This is a genomic window from Kitasatospora sp. NPDC003701 (assembly GCF_053587085.1).
In genome coordinates, this window is record NZ_JBSFNM010000047.1 from 56,417 (window position 1) to 72,952 (window position 16,536).

The window sequence follows — 16,536 nt, forward strand, 5'->3', positions numbered from 1 at the left end:
CCGGGGTTTGTACCCTGGAGGCGCGGCATCCGTGCTGTTCAGCCAGTCGTCCCCCTAGTTAGCGAGGCCCGCATGATCGACCCGGTGACGCTCGACGGTCCGCCCGCCGTCGGGACCTTCGACCAGAAGCGGGCCGAGAACGCCATCCGCGAGCTGCTGCTCGCCGTGGGGGAGGACCCGGACCGCGAGGGTCTGCTGGAGACCCCGGCCCGGGTCGCGAGGGCCTACAAGGAGATATTCGCGGGCCTCTGGCAGGAGCCGGAGGACGTCCTGACCACCACCTTCGACCTCGGCCACGACGAGATGGTGCTGGTCAAGGACATCGAGCTGACCTCGGTCTGCGAGCACCACCTGGTGCCGTTCCGGGGTGTCGCGCACGTCGGCTACATCCCGTCGGTCAACGGCAAGATCACCGGCCTGTCCAAGCTGGCCCGGCTGGTCGACGTCTACGCCCGCCGCCCGCAGGTGCAGGAGCGGCTCACCAGCCAGGTCGCGGACGCGCTGATGCGGATCCTCGAACCGCGCGGCGCGATCGTCGTGGTCGAGTGCGAGCACATGTGCATGTCGATGCGCGGCATCCGCAAGCCCGGCGCCAAGACCATCACCTCCTGCGTGCGCGGCCAGCTGCGCGACCCGGCCACCCGGGCCGAGGCGATGAGCCTGATCATCGGCCGCTAGCGGCCCGGCGGCCGCGCCGCCCCGGCCCGGGCGCTCAGACCACCTCGTGCTCCGCGTGCGGCGGAGCCGGGGTGCCCAGGGCGTTGCGGCGCCGGGGCATCCGCAGCGTCACCATCCGCCGCCAGCCGAACGCGCGGTCGTAGAGGTAGAGCGCGTGGACGCCGGCCGTGACGACGGCGAGCTGCCAGCGCGGCCACCGGAGGATCCGCGCCATCCGGGCGGTGACGGCGAGTCCGACGTCCCGGTGGGTGCGGATCTCGCCGCGCGCGCTGGTCTCCAGGGCGTGCCGGATGTACGGGCCGTGGCCCCGGGCGACCAGCCGGAGCAGCTCCTCGTGGCAGTACGCGAGGTGGTTGTCCTCGTCGGCGGAGATCATCCGCATCGCCCGGCCGAGGTCCGGGTTGTCGCCGTAGACCTTGACCAGCTGGCGCATCTGCTCGGCCGCGCGCTGCTCGGTGACCCGGCTGTGCACCAGGTACGTGATGATCTCGCGCTCGGCCAGCGGCACCTCGCTGTTCAGCCGCTCGTGCGAGAGGCCGACGCCCTGGCGCTCCAGCAGCATGCAGTAGTCGGCCTCGGCGGGGACGTCCACCTTGGGCAGGCCGCGCTTGTTCAGCAGCTGGGTGAAGATCCGGCCGTGCTTGCGCTCGTCGGCGCCGTGCCGGGCGATCTTGGGGGCGAGGACCGGGTCGCGGGTGAGGGCGGTGATCCGCTCGTTCTCCCAGCCGCCCTGGTCCTCGCCACCGGCCGCGATGCTGCAGAACAGCTGGTAGGCCTCGTCGTTGCGGTAGATCTCGGTGAAGAGCGATCGGGTGCTGAGCATGGGGCCTCCTGCACGGATCCGGGTCTGCGCCGGCCGTTCGGCCGGGCGGTCGCGATACGTTCCCCGGGGTGGCGCCGAACCGGCCCGACCGGCCGGTAATCACCCGCCCGGCGGCGGTCGCCGGCGGTCAGGTCCAGGTGAGCCGGGCGCTCATCCACTCCAGCGCGGCCGGCAGCTCGCGGATCCAGCTGTCGAAGTTGTGGCCGCCGTCGTCCAGGTAGAGCGACTCCACCTTGAACTGCGGATTGGCGGCCGCGACCTGCTGGGCCAGGTCGACGAACTTCACCGTCTCCGGGTAGTCGGTCTCCTTGCGGGTGCTGATCACCAGCAGCGAGAGGTTCGGTGCGGGGAGGTTCTGCAGCCGCCAGCCGAGGTCGCTCTGGTCGGCCAGTGCCTTGTCGCCGCCGAAGAGGTTGCCGCCGGTGAACTGGTCCTCGGCGACCTTGAAGTCGCCGTGCATGCCCACGCCGTTGCCGTAGACGTCCGGGTAGCGCATCGCGAGCCGCATCGCGCAGCTGCCGCCGGTGGAGAAGCCGAGCACGCCCCAGGACGAGGGCGAGCGGCTGACCCGGTACGCCGAGCGCAGCGCCTCGGGCACGTCCTTGGCGAACCAGGACTCGGCGCGCGGGCCGCCGGGGACGTCGACGCACTCGGTGTTGCGCGGCGGGGCGACGGTCGGGCGGGTCATCACGATGATCGCGGGGGCCATCTTGCCGGCCTTGCGCAGCTCCCAGGCGGTCTGCGGGACGGGGAGGTCCTTGACCAGGTGCATGGTGGTGCCCGGGAAGCCGGCGATGGCCAGCAGGACGGGGAAGCGCACCATGGCGAGTTTCGGGTCGAAGTACTCGGGCGGAAGGTACACGAACATCTGGTCGGAGAGGCCGGTCTCCTTGCCCGCGACCCGGACCGATTCGATCTTGCCGACCTCCTCCGGCGGCCCCTTGGGCAGATCGGTGACGGTCTCCAGGCCGCCCTCCTCGGTCGGCTGGACCAGCGCGTCGGAGACCGGGGCGTTGCCGTGGTGGTTCTCGCTGCTGGTCAGCGCCAGCTTGGTCCCGCCGGGGCTCAGCAGGTCGTCCCATGAGGTGTAGAAGCCGAACGAGTTGTTGACCGACAGCGCCAGCACCGCGAGCACCGAGACCTGAGTGACCATCAGCAGCGCGATCCGGCCGAGCACCGGGAGCGGGCGCTGGCGGGCCAGCCGGGGCCAGAGCCAGAGGGTGGCGAGCAGGGCCGCCGCGCCGAGCGCGAGCAGCGAGTTCACCAGCGCGTCGCTGGTCAGTTCCATGCCGTCGGCCTTCCGGTGGGAAACTCTCGGGGCAGGCTTCATCGTCTGGCGGTGCGTCAGCCGGGGCCATCGCGGCTAGGCTGTCCGGGCGTCGGGCAGGCCGGAGTCCGTGGGCGATCCGGCGCAACCGGCGCCCGGGAATGCGGCGTCCACCGTACGTACCGGGTATGCGGGGGTCCGTCGCGCCACGCGGCGAGCGGCTCCGGCGCCCACCCCTCGGCTCAATCGCAGCGACCCCCCGACGCCGGTTTACCCTCCGTTTCCGGATGTTTGGTGGGCGCATTGCCTGATGAAGGAAAAGGCATGAAGGTCCCTCACAACTCCTCCCCCGGAGTGACAGGACTGCGCTCCGCAGCCTCTACGCTGAGCTTCCATGAGCGTTCCCGTGTCCGTTGAGCCGAGCCCCGAGCAGCCGCCCCGCCGCCGCGGCCTGCAGACGCTTCGTACCCAAGCGGCCTCCGTGCCCCGGGCCTGGCTGCCCGGTGCGGTCGGCTACGCCTGTCTGCTGATCGGGCTGGTGGACATCGCCAGCGCGGTGTTCCCCAAGCTCCGGCACACCAAGGTGCACACCTTCGCCGGGCAGCTGCCCGGCGGCACCACGACCCTGGCCGCGGCCGGCACGCTGATGGTCGGCCTGCTGCTGGTGCTGCTCGCCCACGCGCTGCGGCGCCGCAAGCGGCGGGCCTGGCGGGCCGTCTGCGTGCTGCTGCCGGTCGGCGCGGCGCTGCACATCCTGCGCTGGCACCAGATCGGCCCGGCGGTCGTCTCGCTGGTGCTGTTCGCGGTGATGCTGGTGCACCGGCGCGAGTTCTACGCCAAGGCCGACCCGCGCACCCGCTGGCGGGCGCTGGTCAACCTGATCGTGATGGGTGCCATCAGCGTGGGGCTCGGCCTGCTGGTGGTCTCGACCCGGACCGGCTACGAGCTCGGCCACCCGAGCCTGTTCCACCGCCTGGAGCACGTCGGGTACGGACTGTTCGGCTTCGAAGGACCGGTCGACTACAGCTCGGACCGGGTCTCCGACCTGGTCGCCTACCTGCTCGGCGGGCTGGGGCTGATCACCGCCTTCACCACCGCCTATCTGGCGCTGCGCCCGGAGAAGCCCAAGCCCGAGCTGACCGCCGAGGACGAGGAGAAGGTCCGCGCGCTGCTCGACCGGCACGGTGACCGCGACTCGCTCGGCTACTTCGCGCTGCGCCGGGACAAGAGCGTGCTGTTCTCGCCCTCGGGCAAGGCGGCGATCTCCTACCGGGTGGTCTCCGGCGTGATGCTCGCCTCCGGCGACCCGGTCGGTGACGTCGAGGCCTGGCCGGGCGCGATCAAGGTGTTCATGGCCGAGGCCCGCGAGCACGCCTGGGTGCCGGCCGTGATGGGCTGCAGCGAGGTCGGCGGCGAGGTCTGGACCCGGGAGGCGGGGCTGGACGCGCTGGAGCTGGGCGACGAGGCGATCGTGGACACCGCGACGTTCTCGCTCGCCGGCCGCGCGATGCGCAACGTCCGGCAGATGGTCAAGCGGATCGAGCGCAACGGCTACTCCTGCCAGGTGCGCCGGGTCGCCGACCTCACGGCGGACGAGAAGTACCGGATCGCCGACGCCGCCGCCCGCTGGCGCGGCACCGACACCGAGCGCGGCTTCTCGATGGCCCTCGGCCGCTTCGGCGAGCCGGGGGACGACGCCTGCGTGGTGGTCACCGCCCACAAGGCGCCGGAGGAGGGCGAGACCGGCGACGACCTGAAGGCCGTGCTGCACTTCGTGCCCTGGGGACCGGACGGCATCTCGCTGGAGCTGATGCGCCGCGACCGCGCCGCCGACCCCGGTCTGAACGAGCTGCTGATCGTGGCCGCGCTGCAGGCGGTGCCCGCGATGGGCGTGCGCCGGGTCTCGCTCAACTTCGCGATGTTCCGCTCGGCCCTGGCGCGCGGTGAGCGGATCGGCGCCGGCCCGGTGCTGCGGGCCTGGCGCGGGCTGCTGGTCTTCCTGTCGCGCTGGTTCCAGATCGAGTCGCTGTACAAGTTCAACGCCAAGTTCCAGCCCGAGTGGGAGCCGCGCTTCCTGGTCTTCCCGAACACCCGGGACCTGCCCCGGATCGGCTTCGCCGCGATGCAGGCCGAGGCCTTCATCACCCTCGGCATGCCGCGCTTCGGACGCAAGCCGCAGCGGCAGGGCCTGCAGCCGGCCCCGGCCCGCCCGGAGGTCACCGAGGCGGCCTGAGTCGCGCCCGCGCCCGTCACCGGACCCCCGTCGGACACCCCCGGCGGGGGTCCGGCCGTCTCCGGGGGAGCGGGGACTTGAACTGATAATGGGGTTATGAGCACTTCGCTGTCCTTCTCGCTGCCGGCCGGACTGCCGCGGCTCGACCGCTGCGCCGTGATGGGCGTGGTCAATGTGACCCCCGATTCCTTCTCGGACGGCGGGATGTGGCACGACCCCGCACGGGCCATCGCCCACGGCCTCGCGCTCCGGGCCCGCGGCGCGGACCTGGTGGACGTCGGCGGCGAGTCCACCCGGCCCGGCTCGCAGCGGGTGCCCGAGGCCGAGGAGCTGGGCCGGGTGCTGCCGGTGGTGCGCGAGCTCGCCGACTCCGGGGTGGTCGTCTCCGTCGACACCATGCGGGCCTCCGTGGCCGAGCGGGCCGTCGCGGCCGGTGCCCGGATCATCAACGACGTCTCCGGCGGCCTGGCCGACCCGGCGATGGCCCGGGTGGTGGCCGAGACCGGCGTGCCCTTCGTGGTGATGCACTGGCGCGGGCAGTCCGCCGACATGGACAGCCTGGCCGTCTACGGCGACGTGGTGGCCGACGTGGTCGGCGAGCTCACCGCCCGGATGGAGGCGCTGCTGGCCGCCGGCGTCAAGGAGGAGCAGCTGATCCTGGACCCGGGTCTGGGCTTCGCCAAGACCGCCGAGCACAACTGGGCCCTGCTCGGCGGGCTCCCCGCGCTCACCGCGCTCGGTCGTCCCGTCCTCGTGGCCGCATCGCGCAAGCGGTTCCTGGGTACGCTGCTCGCCGACCCGGAAACCGGGGAACTGCGCCCGGCCCGGGAGCGCGACGACGCGACCGCTGCGGTGTCGGTGCTGTCGGCCAGGGCCGGTGCCTGGGCGGTGCGGGTGCACGACGTGTCCGGCACGGCGGACGCCGTCCGGGTGGTCGCGGCCTGGCAGCGCGCGGCCCGGCAGGACCCCTCCGGCCCGTCGGCGGGCCGGGTGGGCAGGTGAAACGGGAGGGTCTGTGGCAGGTGACGGCAGGGTGAGCGGCGAGACCGCGGGTCAGAGGGCCCGTGAAGCGGATCGGGAGGCCGTACTGGAGGCCAACCGGCGGCTGTACGAGGCGCTGGAGAACGGCGACCCGGCGGCCGTCGAGGAGGCCTGGCTGGGGGCCGACGAGGCCGACGACAAGGGCGGCGTGGTGTGCGTGCACCCCGGCTGGCCGGTGCTGCGCGGGCGGGCCCAGGTGACCCGCTCGTACATGCTGATCATGGCGAACACGGAGTACATCCAGTTCATCCTGACCGACGTCGAGGCCGAGGTGCAGGGCGATGTGGCCCTTGTCACGTGCACCGAGAACATCCTTTCCGGCGGCGAGGCCGAGGAGGAGGGCGAACTCGGCCCGCTGGTCGGCGGAAAGGTCGTCTCGACCAATCTCTTCCGCCGCACCCCGGCGGGCTGGAAGCTCTGGTCCCACCACGGTTCACCCGTTCTGACCAGCGGGGACGACGAGGACGAGGACTGATTCGGGGGCCGTCGGGAAAACGTCCCCCGGCGGCGCCCCGGGAATTCCCGAGCGGTCACCGAACGTTCACGTCAATCGCCATTGCGGTGCGCGTGGCGTCGATTCGTGCCGGGTAGGACGGTCAGGCGTTGTCCGTGCTCGCGGGTAGATTCAAAACGGAGTGGCGGGCGTGACGCCCGCCTCCGCCCTGCCTTCCCGCCGCTTTTCCGGGGCAGGGCCCGTCCGACTGGGAGCAGTGATTCGTTTGCTGGACCGCGTCACCCTGCGGGGCCTGCGTGCCCGGGGCCACCACGGCGTCTACGAGCGCGAGCGCGTCGAGGGCCAGACCTTCGTGGTGGACCTCGTGCTGTACCTGGACACCCGCCCCGCCGCGTCCGGCGACGACCTCACCCGCACGGCGCACTACGGCATCGTGGCCGAGGAGGTCACCTCGATCATCTCCGGCGAGCCGGTCGACCTGATCGAGACGCTGGCCCAGCGCATCGCCGACCAGTGCCTCAAGCACGAGGCGGTCGAGGAGGTCGAGGTCACCGTGCACAAGCCGGACGCCCCGATCACCGTGCCGTTCGACGACGTGACCGTGACCATCCACCGGGGCCGCGCATGACCCGCACCGCGCACCCCGTGCCAGCCGCAGAGCCCATTCCAGCTGTAGGGGAAGTCCGATGAGCACCAGCGACCCGACCGCCTCGCCGACCACGTTCGACCTGGAGAGCCGGGTGGACTCGGCCGACGCCACGCTGCACAGCCAGCGCTGCGCCGTGATCGCCCTCGGCTCCAACCTGGGCAACCGCCTGGACACCCTCCAGGGTGCCGTGGACGCCCTCGCCGACACCCCCGGGCTCAAGATCAAGGCCGTCTCCGGCGTGTACGAGACGGAGGCCCTCGGCGGCCCCGACGAGCAGCCCAACTACTACAACGCGGTGGTCGTGCTGCGCACCACCCTGCCCCCGCGCGACCTGCTGGAGCGCGGCAACGCGATCGAGGACGCCTTCGGCCGGGTCCGCACCGTCCGCTGGGGCCCGCGCACGCTGGACGTCGACATCCTCGCCTACGAGGGCGTCACCAGCGACGACCCGCAGCTGCTGCTGCCGCACCCGCGCTCGCACGAGCGGGCCTTCGTGCTCGCCCCCTGGCTGGACGCCCAGCCGGAGGCCGAGGTGCCCGGCCACGGCCAGGTCGCCGCGCTGCTCCAGGCGCTCGGCGGCGCCGACGCCCAGGGCGTCCGGCGGCGCGAGGACATCGGGCTGACCCTCCCGGAGTAGGGCGCAGCGGCGCGACGGCCGGGGAACTCGGACCGGGTCCCCGGCCGTACCAGTAGGTGACCGCCATCCGCGCGGGTGCCCGCCGGTCCGGGCCCGGTACGGTGGCCTGGCGCCGTCGTACCGTCCTCCCCGCCCGTCGCCGGGCCGGGGTGCCTCCCAGCCGCCGGGCCGGGGGAGCCGGGCAAGGCCCGGGGGCGGCCGCCCGACTCCGCAACCCCGGGAAGGACCACGTCCGAGTGAAGCTGCTTCGCCTCCGTCTGCTGGTCGGCATCACCGCCGCAACGACGGCACTGTCCTGGGCCGGTGCCAAGCTGTGGGCCTCCCTGGACACCCTGCCCGCGGTGCCGGGCGCGGCGCCGGTGGTGCTGGCCGCGGTGGCGGTGATCCTGCTCGCCACGGCGATCTCGCTGCGGTCCCGGCTGAAGGCCGCCCGCGAGCGGCAGCCCGGGGCCAAGGGGGTCGACCCGCTGGGCGCCGCCCGGGCGGTGGTGCTGGCGCAGGCGAGCGCGCTGGTCTCGGCGGTGGTCACCGGCATCTACGCGGGCGCGGGCATCTACCTGCTCGGCGAGCTGGACGTGCCGGCGCGCCAGGACCAGGCCGTCACGGCCGGTTTCTCGGTGCTGGCCGGCATCGCGGTGATCGCGGCGGCGCTCTGGCTGCAGCACGTGTGCAAGCTGCCGGAGGATCACGACGATCCGAGCGGCCCGGCGACCTCGCACCGCTGAGCAGGAATTTTTCGGTGATCTTGGGTGAAGGCCCGGGTACGTGCGGTAAAGCTTGCGCAGTGTCAAGGGCCAAAGCCGACCCTGGGCTGACACGGCCCCAATTCGCACGCTAGTTTCTTGGCATGTCTCGCGGACGCCACCGTCATTCCTCCGTCCTCGGCCGGGTCTTCCCCCCCACCGCCGCCGGCGTGCTCATCGTCGCCGCGGTGGCCGCGCTGGTCTTCAGTCAGGACACCGTCCTGGTCCGTTCGGTGGGAGTCGCCGCCGTCCTGGCCGCGCTCGGCATCGCCGTGCTGCTGCGCCAGCGCGACCGGGCCGCCCGGGCCGCCGCCGAGGTGTCCGTCGCGCAGCGACTGCGGGCCGAGGAGCGCTTCGAGGAGCAGCTCGCCGAGGCCGAGTACGCGGCGGAGGTCGCCGAGGAGCGGGCCACCCGCTTCGGGCGGCGGCTGACGGCCGAGAAGTCGCGGCTGGCCAAGGCCGAGACGGAGATCGCCCGGCTGCTGCGCGAGCGCGCCGTGGCCGTGGCCGAGCAGGCGCTCAAGGAGGCCGAGGCGACCCAGCGGGCGCTCGCGGCGGCCCGCCCCAAGTACCCGGCCAGCCCGGCCGCGTTCGTCCGGGCCGCGGCCGTGCTGCGGCACCTGGAGCGGCAGGCGGCGGCCCGGGACGCGCAGCGCGAGCGCGCGGCCGGTGCGGAGGTCGCGCTGCGGGCCCGTACCGCGCCGGCACCCGTGGCCGCGCCCGCTCCGGTGGCTCCCGCTCCGGTGGCTCCCGCCCGTGCGGTGCCGGCCCCGGTGGCTCCCGCGGTGCCCACGCCGGCGGCGTCCAGGCCGGCGGTGGTCGCTCCGCCGGCCGCGCCGCGGCCGGCGCTGACGGCGACGGTCGGGCAGCTGGGCGGGCAGTCGGCCGGGACACCGGGCGTGCCCGTGGTGGCGGCCGAGCGGCAGCGGCCGCGTCCGCAGCAGGGCCGGGGGCAGGGCTTCAGCTTCTTCGGCCGCGCCGGTGCGGCCGGTCGGCCGGCGGCTCCGGCGCCGGCCGTGGGCAGTGTCGCGGAGCTGGGCGAGCGCGCCGACCTGGCGGACGTGGTGGGCGACGAGGCGGTGGCCGCGGCGAAGGCCGGGCCGGTGGCCGCCGTGCAGGGCCGGCCGCAGCCGCCGGTCGAGCCGGTCGACCTGGAGCCCGAGGTCGAGCAGGCCGAGGTCGAGGAGGCCGGGGGCGAGCCCTCCGGAGCCGGACCGGCCGTGGTGGACCTGACCCCGGACGACGAGACCGAACTGCTCCAGCTCCCGGAGCTGCGCGCCTCGCGCTGAACCTCCGGCTGCCGCCCTCGGCGCGCGTCCACGGCCCGGCCGTGAACGCGCGCCGAGGCGTTTGCGGCGGCGGCGGGGTGTCCTCGGCCGTCCCGGGCAGGCGGCGGACGGGGGCGGGAACGGCGAAGCGCCCGGCCTCCGGGGAGGAGGCCGGGCGCTTCGGGGGCGTCAGAGCTGGACGCCGAAGTCCTTGGCGATGCCCGCGAGGCCGGAGGCGTAGCCCTGGCCGACGGCGCGGAACTTCCACTCGGCGCCGTTGCGGTAGAGCTCGCCGAAGATCATGGCGGTCTCGGTGGCGGCGTCCTCGGAGAGGTCGTAGCGGGCGATCTCGGCACCGCCGGCCGCGTTGATCACGCGGATGTAGGCGTTGCGGACCTGGCCGAAGTTCTGCGAGCGGGCGACCGCGTCGTAGATCGAGACCGGGAAGGTGATCTTGACGGCCTCGGCCGGCAGGCCGGCGAGGTTGACGTTGATCGCCTCGTCGTCGCCGGCGCCCTCGCCGGTGCGGTTGTCACCGGTGTGGACGACGGTGCTGTCCGGGGTGCTGGTGTTGTTGAAGAAGACGAAGTGGCTGTTGGACAGCACCTTGCCGTCGGCGTTCAGCACGATCGCGCTGGCGTCGAGGTCGAACTCGGCGCCGGTCGTGGTCCGGACGTCCCAGCCGAGGCCGACGGTGACCGCGGACAGGCCGGGGGCCTCCTTGGTCAGCGAGACGTTGCCACCCTTGGAGAGGCTCACTGGCATGGTGTTTGCTGTCCCTTCGTTGCTTTTGCCCGGGATAACGCGGGAGACCGTGGACTTGGTTCCACGGTTCGCGGCACACATTCTTTGGGGCGAATGACGGGTGGGCAAATGGCCAGGTCGAAGCTCGCTCAGATTCGGCGGAAGCGGCCCTGCAGTGACCAGATGTGCGGATTGTCGGCCAGTTCGGGGTGCATGTCGAAGAGATCGGCCAGCGTGTCCTGGAGGAAATCCCGGGCCTCGCGGCGCAGATCGCTGTGCCGGACCACCGCGGGCGCCTCGTCCGGCAGCCAGGTGGCGGACACCTCGACCCAGTTGAACCGGCGGGCGAACCGCAGCAGCTCGGTGTTCTGGGTGAAGTCGAGGTCGGAGCTCTGCACCCGGGCGGCGCGGCTGCCGTCCGGGTCGCGGTCCAGCTCCTCGACGATGTCGCACAGCGCCCAGGCGAAGTCCAGCACCGGCACCCAGCCCCAGGCGGTGGAGAGTTCCGTGCCGTCGGCGTCCAGGTAGACGTCGCCGCAGAAGAGGTCGTACCGCAGGGTGTGCACCGAGGCACTGCGGTAGTCGGTCTGCGGGGGGTCGGGGAAGCGGTTGGAGAGGGAGTAGCCGAGCTCGATCACGTACGCCATTGTCGGGGCTGCGGGCGCCTGCGGATAACCGGGTGAGCCGGTGACCGGATAACCGCGTGACCGGCGGGCCCGGGGACGGGATGATGGGCGCATGCCCGAGCCCATCCGCGTCCGGGGATCGGTGGTCGTTCCGGACGCCGAGCTCCAGTGGCGTTTCTCCCGTTCCTCCGGCCCCGGTGGCCAGCACGTCAACACCTCCGACACCCAGGTCGAGCTGCGCTACGACCTGGCGGCCTCCGCGGCGCTGCCCGAGGTCTGGAAGCAGCGCGCCCTGGAGCGGCTGGCCGGGCGACTGGTGGACGGGCGGGTGCTCGTGGTGCGCGCGTCGGAGCACCGCTCGCAGTGGCGCAACCGCGAGGTCGCCGCGGCCCGGCTGGCGTCGCTGCTGGGCGAGGCCACCGCGCCGCCGCCGAAGGCCCGCCGGGCGACGAAGCCCAGCCGGGGCATGGTCGAGCGGCGGCTGACCAACAAGAAGCACCGGGCCGAGCTGAAGGCGGGCCGGCGCTCGCCGCGGGGCGAGTAGCGGTCGGCCGGGGTCAGCCCAGCTGCCGGTAGCCGCCGCGGAAGTAGAGCAGCGGGCGGCCGCCGGCGTTCGGCACCGCGGCCTCCAGGACGCGGCCGAGCAGCAGGGTGTGGTCGCCGGCGGCTATCCGCTGTTCGGTGCGGCACTCGACGGTGGCGAGCGCGCCGTCGATCAGCGGCGCGCCGCTGTGGCGGCCCCGCTGGTGCGGGGCGTCGGCGAACAGCAGCCGGTCGCTGAGCCGGCCCTTCATGGCGAACCGCGAGCCGAGCGCCTTCTGCTCCTCGGTGAGCAGCGAGACCGCCCAGGTGTCGGTGCGGGAGAGCACCTCGTCCATCCGGGAGTCCTCGCGGACCGAGATCAGCACCAGCGGGGGTTCCAGGGAGACCGAGAGGAAGGACGTGGCGGTCATGCCGACGTCCTCGCCGTCCTCCGGGTCGTGGACGGTCACCAGGCTCACGCCGGAGGCGAGCTGGGAGAGTGCCGCCCGGAACTCGTCGGGCGTCGCTTGGGAGGCAGCTTCGGGCTGCGGAGCCGAGTACACGTACCGCACGGTAGTCGGCGGCCGGGCGGAACGGCATCGGGCCGTGGTCGTAGGACCAGCGGCGCAGAGGTTACGGTCTGCGGCGAGCCTCACCCCCAGGGGTGAAGCAGGGGGCCTGCCGGGCGGCAGGCGGCTTCAGTGCGTGGCCAATGCGGCCGACCACCAGAAACGTTCCTATAAAGCCTTATGTCCCGTTATGGGGCGGATGAGCTGATTAAGGGCGCATAAGTGTCGTGTGATTTAAGTCACAAGTGGTGGCCTATTGCTGACCGAGCGTGCCGAACGCTGTGCTCCCTGTGATTCAGTTCTTCTGGCAATCGGACGATAACCATTCAAGAACTATCCGAAGCAGCCGGGGAGCCCCCGCATGGAAGCCGAGTCGGAGCCTTACGTCCGTCTCGCGACCCTCCGCACCTTGCACCGGGTCGTGGCGGACCTCAACGCTGCCCGCAGCCTGGCGGGCACGCTGCAGGCTGTGGTCGAGGGCGCCGTGCACGGGCTCGGCTTCGACGCCGCGGCGGTCAGCCTGGTCCGCCCGGACGGCGACCTCGTGGTGGCGGCCGTCTGGGAGCTGGAGGAGAGCGCCATGGGCGGCCCCTCCGTGCTGCTCGGCCAGGTCGGCTCGCGCGAGTCCTGGGACCGGCTGCTCGGCGTCAGCGACCACTGGGGCACCCTGCGCTTCCTGCCCTACGACCGCGGCTGGGCCGTGGCCAGCGACATTCCCCGCTGGATCGGCGACGGCCCGATGCCCGTCTACGCCAACGACTGGCACCCCGCCGACGGCCTGCTCGCCCCGATGTACAGCGCCGGCGGCGACCTGCTCGGCGTGCTCTCGGTGGACCGCCCGCGCAGCGGCAAGCGGCCCGGCGCGTGGACCCGCGAGGCGCTGGAGATGTTCTCGCTCCAGGCCTCCATCGCGATCGGCAACGCCCGGCTGCGGGCCGAGATGCAACGGGCGCTGGCCCGCCTGGAGAAGGAGCAGCAGGCGCTGCGGGCCAGCGAGGAGAGCTTCCGCCAGGCCTTCGAGTACGCACCCAGCGGGATGGCCATCACCGAGCTGCACGGCGCCGGGCGCGGCCAGCTGACCAGGGTCAACGACGCGCTCTGTCGGCTGCTCGGCCGCCCCCGCGCGGTGCTGCGCCAGCAGAGCTTCGCCGACCTCGTCCACCCCGACGACCGGGCCCTGCTGGAGCGCACCAGCGCCGAGAGCGGCCGGGCGGAACTACGGCTGTCCCGGCGGGACGGCGGCTACCAGTGGGTCTGCCTGCGCAACTCGATCGTCGCGGACGCGGCCGAGGGACCGAGCTTCCTGCTCACCCACGTCGAGGACATCGAGGACCGCAAGCGGCACGAGCTCCAGCTCGCGCACCGGGCCAGCCACGACGCGCTCACCGGCCTGCCGAACGGCGCCGAGCTGAAGGCCAGGCTGGGGCGGCGGCTCTGCAACGAACCGCAGACGGTCGGCGCCGTCGCCGGGCACCCGGCCGGGCACGGCGAGGGCTCGTACCCGCCGCCGTACAGCGGCTACGCCATCGACTCCTACAGCGCACACACCGCCTACGAGGGCCTGGACGGGGCCGACCCGCGGGCCGGCGCCACGCACGGCTACGTGCTGCCCGAGGGCTACCCGCTGCCGGCCGCCGGGCCGGGCGGGGCGGCCGGCTACGGCGAGCACGTGCACACGGTGGTCCCCGCCGACCACGGCCCGGGCGGCGACGTCTGGTCGGGTCCGTTCCGCTCGGGCGGCGCGGCCGCGGCGGAGAAGGGGCTCGCGGTGCTCTTCTGCGACCTCGACGGCTTCAAGTCGATCAACGATCGGTTCGGTCACAACGCGGGCGACGCGGTGCTGGTCGAGGTCGCCCGCCGGCTGAGCCAGGCCGTCCGGGACGGCGACACGGTGGCCCGGCTGGGCGGCGACGAGTTCGTGGTGCTGGCCGACGGCATCGGCCGGGAGGAGGCCAAGGACCTCGCCCACCGGCTGCGCAACGCGATCATCCCGCCGATGCGGATCGACGGCCGGGGGATGCGGGTCGGCGTCAGCCTCGGGGTCGGCTGGGCGGGCTGCGGGATGAGCATCGAGGAGGTGCTGCACACGGCCGACGAGCGGATGTACGACGAGAAGCGGGCCCGGGGCGGCGCGGTGCGCGGAGCTCGGGGCGAGCGCTCGCACCGTCGGGCGGGTTAGGCCCTGGGCCCCGGATCCCGTCCGGCCGGGCCGGTGCCGGGGCGCCGTGACCTGTGGTGGCGGGGTGAAAGCTACTCGCGGGTTGTCAAGGGGTCTTTTCGGCAGGTCGGCTGCGGCAGGTAGGGTTCCCGGGTACGAGCGACCACCACTTGCGCCGACGGCACGGCAGCCCGGCGGCGCCACCGCGATGGGGAGTTGACCACCGTGACGACCGCCGGCAGCAACGGAGTGCCCGAGAGCCCGGAGGGCGGTGCCCCCCAGGACGACGATCCCTTCGGCTACCTCTACCGTCCGGCCGGCGGCAGCGCCGCGCAGCCGGCCGAGCCGCAGCAGGGCGTGCCCCGTACGTCGTACAACCGCCCCATGGAGGTCGGCCGTGCGCAGTACGGGCAGCAGCGCCCGCAGCAGTACCCGCCGCAGCAGGGCCACCCGCAGGGGCAGCCGTACCCGCCGGAGCAGGCCGAGTACGGCGGTGCGCCCACGCAGCACCAGGAGTACGGCGCCGCGCCCACCCAGCAGACCCGGTACGCCGAGCGCTCCCGGCCGCAGCCGGGCGAGGAGCGGGGGAGCAGCGGGAAGAGCAAGGGCGCGGTGATCGGCGCGGTGGCGGTGGTCGCGGCGATCGCGATCGGCGCCGGCATAGCGCTCTCCACCGGTGACGCGAGCGGCGACAAGAAGGCCAAGAACGGCACCCAGACCTCGGCGCCGCCGGTGCCGAGCGCCACCGGCACGCCGTCGGCCTCCGGCACGGCGTCGCCCGGTGCCACCGGTACCGCCGGCCCGGCCACCGTCGACGCGAGCCAGCTGCAGGGCCAGAACGCCCCCTCGGGGAACACCGTGAAGGGCGCCAAGTCGGCGGACGGCAGCTACCTGACCCTCCAGTCGGGCGCCACGGTGAGCTGGACCGGCGAGGTCCCGGCGGCCGGCACCTACAAGCTGACCGTGCACTTCAACAACGCGGCGACCGATGTGAAGGCCTCGGCCGCGGTCAACGGCAAGGACTGGCCGAGCGGGCTCTCGTTCAAGAACTACTCGCCCGGCAAGGACCCGGCGTCCTCCTGGTACACCACGTTCATACTGCCGCAGCTCCAGGCGGGCCCGAACACCGTCGCGATCACGAACCCGAGCGGTGGCTCGGTGCTGATCGACCAGGTGACCGTCGAGCCGTACGGCGGCTGACGGCCCGGCGCGGACGCGAAACGGCCGCCCGTTCCCCGAGGGGAGCGGGCGGCCGTCGTCGTCGGTGCGTCAGGCGGGCCGGACCGGTGCGAAGGTCTCGGCGCCGGTGATCCACTCGCCGCGGCGCATGACGGCGACCAGGTCGTAGCTCTCGGAGTCGAGGACGACGAGGTCGGCGTTCTTGCCGGGCTCCAGCGAGCCGATCGAGTCGAAGAGGCCGAGCAGGCGGGCCGGGACGGCGCTGAGCGACTCGACGGCCTGGGCCGGCGAGAGGCCGTTGACGGTGACGGACCGCTTGAACGCGACGTCCAGGGTGAGCGTGGAGCCCGCGATCGCGCCGCCCTCGACCAGCCGGGCGACGCCGTCCTTGACCTCGACCTGGAGCGGGCCGAGCGGGTAGAGGCCGTCGCCCATGCCGGCGGCGCCCATGGCGTCGGTGATCAGGGCGACCCGGGAGGCGCCGGCGGTGCCGTAGGCGAGGTCCAGCACGGACGGGTGCAGGTGGACGCCGTCGTTGATCAGCTCGACGGTGACCCGCTCGTCCTCCAGCAGCGCCACGATCGGGCCGGGGGCGCGGTGGGCGATGCCGGGCATGGCGTTGAACAGGTGGGTGGCGACGGTGGCGCCGGCCTCGATCGCCTCCAGCGTCTTGGCGTAGTCGGAGTCGGTGTGGCCGACGGCGGCGATCACGCCGAGGTCGGCGAGCATCCGCACGGACTCCAGGCCGCCGGGCAGCTCGGGGGCGAGGGTGACCATCTTGGCGTGGCCGCGGGCGGCGTCGACGAGCTTGCGGACCAGCGCCGGGTCCGGGTCGCGCAGCAGGTCGGGGCGGTGGGCGCCGCAGCGGTTGTGCGAGATGAACGGGCCCTCGAAGTGGATACCGGCCAGCACGCCGTCCTCGACGAGCTCGGACAGCACCGAGGC

General features: G+C 73.3%; 17 protein-coding genes. 11 read left to right on the top strand and 6 right to left on the bottom strand.

The window, feature by feature from the left end; genetic code table 11:
- Nucleotides 1–72: 72 nt before the first annotated feature.
- Nucleotides 73–678 (top strand): GTP cyclohydrolase I FolE, encoded by a 606-nt coding sequence (gene folE, locus ACWDRR_RS32260; protein ID WP_402397088.1) that lies wholly within the window; start codon nt 73–75, stop codon nt 676–678.
- 34 nt (nt 679–712) lie between these two features.
- Here folE and ACWDRR_RS32265 read toward each other — a convergent pair whose 3' ends face one another.
- Both ACWDRR_RS32265 and ACWDRR_RS32270 read right to left on the bottom strand, forming a co-directional pair.
- Nucleotides 713–1,501 carry a ferritin-like domain-containing protein gene (locus ACWDRR_RS32265; protein ID WP_449775796.1) on the bottom strand — a complete coding sequence of 263 codons (789 nt, stop codon included), beginning with the start codon at nt 1,499–1,501 and terminating at the stop codon, nt 713–715.
- Nucleotides 1,502–1,628: 127 nt separating this feature from the next.
- Nucleotides 1,629–2,789, bottom strand: coding sequence for an alpha/beta hydrolase (locus tag ACWDRR_RS32270; RefSeq protein WP_449775797.1), 1,161 nt, complete (start codon nt 2,787–2,789; stop codon nt 1,629–1,631).
- Between the two features lie 373 nt (nt 2,790–3,162).
- On the opposite strand from ACWDRR_RS32270, the gene ACWDRR_RS32275 reads away from it, so the two are divergent.
- From ACWDRR_RS32275 to ACWDRR_RS32305, 7 genes are all read left to right on the top strand, one after another.
- Complete coding sequence (locus tag ACWDRR_RS32275; protein WP_449775798.1) at nt 3,163–5,001, top strand: phosphatidylglycerol lysyltransferase domain-containing protein; 1,839 nt, start codon at nt 3,163–3,165, stop codon at nt 4,999–5,001.
- A gap of 96 nt (nt 5,002–5,097) precedes the next feature.
- Nucleotides 5,098–6,003, top strand: coding sequence for a dihydropteroate synthase (gene folP / locus ACWDRR_RS32280; RefSeq protein WP_449775799.1), 906 nt, complete (start codon nt 5,098–5,100; stop codon nt 6,001–6,003).
- Between the two features lie 31 nt (nt 6,004–6,034).
- Complete coding sequence (locus ACWDRR_RS32285) at nt 6,035–6,517, top strand: nuclear transport factor 2 family protein (RefSeq protein WP_449775800.1); 483 nt, start codon at nt 6,035–6,037, stop codon at nt 6,515–6,517.
- Nucleotides 6,518–6,764: 247 nt separating this feature from the next.
- Nucleotides 6,765–7,124 carry a dihydroneopterin aldolase gene (folB, locus tag ACWDRR_RS32290; RefSeq protein WP_449775813.1) on the top strand — a complete coding sequence of 120 codons (360 nt, stop codon included), beginning with the start codon at nt 6,765–6,767 and terminating at the stop codon, nt 7,122–7,124.
- 58 nt (nt 7,125–7,182) lie between these two features.
- Nucleotides 7,183–7,782: a 2-amino-4-hydroxy-6-hydroxymethyldihydropteridine diphosphokinase gene (folK, locus tag ACWDRR_RS32295; RefSeq protein WP_449775801.1), complete on the top strand. Its 600-nt coding sequence runs from the start codon at nt 7,183–7,185 to the stop codon at nt 7,780–7,782.
- 236 nt (nt 7,783–8,018) lie between these two features.
- Nucleotides 8,019–8,507, top strand: coding sequence for a DUF3180 domain-containing protein (locus tag ACWDRR_RS32300; RefSeq protein ID WP_449775802.1), 489 nt, complete (start codon nt 8,019–8,021; stop codon nt 8,505–8,507).
- Nucleotides 8,508–8,629: 122 nt separating this feature from the next.
- The gene (locus ACWDRR_RS32305) at nt 8,630–9,814 is read left to right on the top strand and encodes a hypothetical protein (RefSeq protein ID WP_449775803.1); all 1,185 of its coding nucleotides are present in this window, start codon (nt 8,630–8,632) and stop codon (nt 9,812–9,814) included.
- A 168-nt stretch (nt 9,815–9,982) separates the two neighbouring features.
- Here ACWDRR_RS32305 and ACWDRR_RS32310 read toward each other — a convergent pair whose 3' ends face one another.
- Nucleotides 9,983–10,558, bottom strand: a complete 576-nt coding sequence (locus tag ACWDRR_RS32310) for a TerD family protein (protein WP_449775804.1) — start codon at nt 10,556–10,558, stop codon at nt 9,983–9,985.
- A gap of 128 nt (nt 10,559–10,686) precedes the next feature.
- Entirely contained in the window at nt 10,687–11,184 is a 498-nt protein-coding gene (locus ACWDRR_RS32315; RefSeq protein WP_449775805.1) for a hypothetical protein, read from the bottom strand.
- Nucleotides 11,185–11,275: 91 nt separating this feature from the next.
- Between ACWDRR_RS32315 and arfB the strand changes: the two genes are divergently transcribed.
- A complete protein-coding gene (arfB, locus tag ACWDRR_RS32320; protein WP_449775806.1) occupies nt 11,276–11,707 on the top strand; it encodes an alternative ribosome rescue aminoacyl-tRNA hydrolase ArfB in 432 nt (143 codons plus the stop codon).
- 13 nt (nt 11,708–11,720) lie between these two features.
- On the opposite strand, the gene ACWDRR_RS32325 is transcribed toward arfB, so the two are convergent.
- Nucleotides 11,721–12,248 (bottom strand): flavin reductase family protein, encoded by a 528-nt coding sequence (locus ACWDRR_RS32325; protein ID WP_449775807.1) that lies wholly within the window; start codon nt 12,246–12,248, stop codon nt 11,721–11,723.
- A 367-nt stretch (nt 12,249–12,615) separates the two neighbouring features.
- Between ACWDRR_RS32325 and ACWDRR_RS32330 the strand changes: the two genes are divergently transcribed.
- Together ACWDRR_RS32330 and ACWDRR_RS32335 are read left to right on the top strand one after the other, a co-directional pair.
- A complete protein-coding gene (locus tag ACWDRR_RS32330; protein WP_449775808.1) occupies nt 12,616–14,433 on the top strand; it encodes a diguanylate cyclase domain-containing protein in 1,818 nt (605 codons plus the stop codon).
- Nucleotides 14,434–14,628: 195 nt separating this feature from the next.
- On the top strand, nt 14,629–15,612 hold the full coding sequence (locus ACWDRR_RS32335; protein ID WP_449775809.1) for a hypothetical protein: 984 nt from the start codon (nt 14,629–14,631) through the stop codon (nt 15,610–15,612).
- Between the two features lie 69 nt (nt 15,613–15,681).
- Here ACWDRR_RS32335 and ACWDRR_RS32340 read toward each other — a convergent pair.
- On the bottom strand, nt 15,682–16,536 hold an 855-nt coding region (locus ACWDRR_RS32340), incomplete at its 5' end, for an N-acetylglucosamine-6-phosphate deacetylase (protein WP_449775810.1).

What these genes read in the sequence shown, in the direction of transcription:
- folE (WP_402397088.1), top strand. Translation starts at nt 73, where the DNA reads ATGATCGACCCGGTGACGCTCGACGGTCCGCCCGCCGTCGGGACCTTC.
- ACWDRR_RS32265 (WP_449775796.1), bottom strand. Translation starts at nt 1,501, where the DNA reads ATGCTCAGCACCCGATCGCTCTTCACCGAGATCTACCGCAACGACGAG.
- ACWDRR_RS32270 (WP_449775797.1), bottom strand. Translation starts at nt 2,789, where the DNA reads ATGGAACTGACCAGCGACGCGCTGGTGAACTCGCTGCTCGCGCTCGGC.
- ACWDRR_RS32275 (WP_449775798.1), top strand. Translation starts at nt 3,163, where the DNA reads ATGAGCGTTCCCGTGTCCGTTGAGCCGAGCCCCGAGCAGCCGCCCCGC.
- folP (WP_449775799.1), top strand. Translation starts at nt 5,098, where the DNA reads ATGAGCACTTCGCTGTCCTTCTCGCTGCCGGCCGGACTGCCGCGGCTC.
- folK (WP_449775801.1), top strand. Translation starts at nt 7,183, where the DNA reads ATGAGCACCAGCGACCCGACCGCCTCGCCGACCACGTTCGACCTGGAG.
- ACWDRR_RS32305 (WP_449775803.1), top strand. Translation starts at nt 8,630, where the DNA reads ATGTCTCGCGGACGCCACCGTCATTCCTCCGTCCTCGGCCGGGTCTTC.
- ACWDRR_RS32310 (WP_449775804.1), bottom strand. Translation starts at nt 10,558, where the DNA reads ATGCCAGTGAGCCTCTCCAAGGGTGGCAACGTCTCGCTGACCAAGGAG.
- ACWDRR_RS32315 (WP_449775805.1), bottom strand. Translation starts at nt 11,184, where the DNA reads ATGGCGTACGTGATCGAGCTCGGCTACTCCCTCTCCAACCGCTTCCCC.
- arfB (WP_449775806.1), top strand. Translation starts at nt 11,276, where the DNA reads ATGCCCGAGCCCATCCGCGTCCGGGGATCGGTGGTCGTTCCGGACGCC.
- ACWDRR_RS32330 (WP_449775808.1), top strand. Translation starts at nt 12,616, where the DNA reads ATGGAAGCCGAGTCGGAGCCTTACGTCCGTCTCGCGACCCTCCGCACC.